Consider the following 2,306-nt stretch of genomic DNA (forward strand, 5'->3'; position numbering starts at 1 on the left):
GATAGAATATTTTTTTATAGTCTTGCCAAACAAGAGAAAGCTGTTTTTTATCAAACATTCTGCTGCTTTTTTATTTTTGGGAGATCTGTTTTAAGGCAATATCGCGTTCACTCAGCACGCATTTCAGTTCCTTTTTCACGCGACAATAAAGCCTCGCACGCTTGATAAACAGGTAATAAATGACAACGATTGGCACCCATATTAAAACACTTAAGAGCGTAAAGAACAGGAAAGAAATGGCTATTAATGTTATAAGACTACTCGTCATTTTGTCCCCCTTCCACATTCTGCATACGCATTGCCTGATCGCGTTGTTGTATCGCTTCTTCCAATTGTGGAAGTATTTTGTTCAATTTTCTCGTTAATTTTATGCACATGATCCCAATGATCGGAGAAAAGAGAAAAATCCCTAACCATATAAAGCTATAAATAATGCGAATTCTTGAAAGCGACGGCACTATAAAGCTAACTATACTATCCTTCCCCGATACCAAATGTACGATAGAGAAAGCAGATTGCAAAACAGAAAAGAGAATAAGAATAAAAAAGATTATTTTACATTCTTTTGAAGAAAAAGGCAGAGATTCTTTGAAGTTAAGAAAGCGCATTTTTGCATCAAGTGTCTCAAGCGCGAGATTGTGTCTTTTCATTTCTCCCTGATCATTGCGCAATTGTTGTATGGCTTGCTTTTGTTGCGTCGTACTCTTTTTCAAGTCTTGAGCGAGTTTAAAAGATAACCTGATATGCTTGATCAACAGGTAAGGAAGCCTGACCATAACCATAACCATTAAAACGGCAATGATGATGCCCCCTAAAAAACTCAAATATTGTATCATAATGCTCACTTTTTCCCCCTATCGCATTGATATGAAATCATCATTTTCATTCTCTTCTCAAGCAAATGTTTCTAATTTCTTTACTGTTTTTTTCACGCCATAATGAAGGAGACTATGGAGAATTAAAATAACAGGCAAAGTGATGGCACTACATACCAAAATAAACAAAAACGGCAGCGCTTCAATCAATAACAAAAAAAACAACGGATTATTGTGTGAAACAATCGCACATCGTATAGTAAAAGACGAAAAAAGCACAGCATGTATAAAAAGCGCAACTGCAATGAAAGCCATCCAAGAGATTATTTTATAATCTTTTTTTGAGAGAAGCAAAGATTCTTGAAAAGAAAAGGCACGCAACTGTGTTGCAAGAACTGTATTCTGTCCCCTACCCTCTGCCTGATTATGCCTCAAATTCTGCGCTGCACCCTTTTTTAATTTCCTTCGCATCTTACATAACAGTACTGCCCGTTTTATCAAAGAATAATAAATGGCCAAGATGATCTTCACGGTAGAAAAGAGTACCATGCTCCACGCAGAATAAATAAAGATAGCTATCCCTAAGGAGATCAATAATAGATTTATTAAAAAAGGCGTTATAGAAGCGGTCACTTTCCCCCCCTATCATATTTGTTGAGAGATTGGTTGTCTAGCTGTTGCTGTTCTGGCAAGGTTTCCCATTGCAGCATCATTTCCTTCGCATCCCGTTTAAATATGGCGTTAAAAATAGAAAAGAGCGGAAAGAACCCAAAAAGAACGCCAAAAATCATTTGCGGCAAGAGACATAAAAAAGCCCAAACACCATTCCACCCTAAGTTACGAAGAAATTCGATCGCAGGAACCCATATAAAACTCTGTCTCATGTTTTGAAGATCTTCTTGTTTCATTTTTCCCAGTGCTTGGAGCTGTTCCTTGGATATAACGTGAAAAAATTCCAAAGGGCTCATATAGGCAGACGCGGAAAAAAGCACCAACAAGAGGATAGCCAAACAACAAATGATGATATAATCGCCTGTTGAAAGCATCATCCATTTTTTGAAAGTTGCCGATTGATCCAACACTGACTGTGATACAAAAGCCTTATCTCCCTTATGGGCAAATTGGTGTTGTGATTTATCTTCGATCATACGGATACTCCCCCACTTCTAAAATTCCCACTCTTCAATATTTGATAGCACGCCACCAGCGCGGTAAATTCGCTTAGCACCCTTCTCAGAGTAATGCAAGCACTATAAATCCCCTCTACGTATTTTATTTATTTGCCCTATACGCGCTTATACATGCGCGCTTACAAGCCAAAACACCCCTTTCCCCAAGGTGGTGCCCCCATATTGAAAGCCAAGCACGCTGCCAAGATCAACCTCAGTCCCAGATCAACCTCAGTCATTGCCTCATCTAAAGCTTCCTCAAGCACACGACGTAAACGCCCTACGCTTACCTTTTCCTCAAAAATTTTCAATCTCTTTTCCT

The 2,306-nt window shown here is 38.6% G+C and carries 3 protein-coding genes and 1 pseudogene; all 4 read right to left on the minus strand.

Annotated features, from left to right (window positions below):
* Positions 1-257 precede the first annotated feature (257 nt).
* A complete protein-coding gene (locus tag ACFIK3_RS09225) occupies positions 258-836 on the minus strand; it encodes a hypothetical protein (protein ID WP_375676600.1) in 579 nt (192 codons plus the stop codon).
* A gap of 57 nt (positions 837-893) precedes the next feature.
* Positions 894-1,286 carry a hypothetical protein gene (locus ACFIK3_RS09230; protein ID WP_375676601.1) on the minus strand — a complete coding sequence of 131 codons (393 nt, stop codon included), beginning with the start codon at positions 1,284-1,286 and terminating at the stop codon, positions 894-896.
* A 158-nt stretch (positions 1,287-1,444) separates the two neighbouring features.
* Positions 1,445-1,963 carry a hypothetical protein gene (locus tag ACFIK3_RS09235; protein WP_375676602.1) on the minus strand — a complete coding sequence of 173 codons (519 nt, stop codon included), beginning with the start codon at positions 1,961-1,963 and terminating at the stop codon, positions 1,445-1,447.
* Between the two features lie 161 nt (positions 1,964-2,124).
* Positions 2,125-2,306: pseudogene (locus ACFIK3_RS09240) on the minus strand (hypothetical protein); the annotation flags it as partial.

The organism is Bartonella sp. CB10SXKL (genome assembly GCF_042195515.1).
In the GTDB taxonomy this organism is placed as follows: domain Bacteria; phylum Pseudomonadota; class Alphaproteobacteria; order Rhizobiales; family Rhizobiaceae; genus Bartonella.

Coding starts and splice junctions, on each gene's coding strand:
- ACFIK3_RS09225 (WP_375676600.1), bottom strand. CDS start 836: ATGATACAATATTTGAGTTTTTTAGGGGGCATCATCATTGCCGTTTTA.
- ACFIK3_RS09230 (WP_375676601.1), bottom strand. CDS start 1,286: ATGCGAAGGAAATTAAAAAAGGGTGCAGCGCAGAATTTGAGGCATAAT.
- ACFIK3_RS09235 (WP_375676602.1), bottom strand. CDS start 1,963: ATGATCGAAGATAAATCACAACACCAATTTGCCCATAAGGGAGATAAG.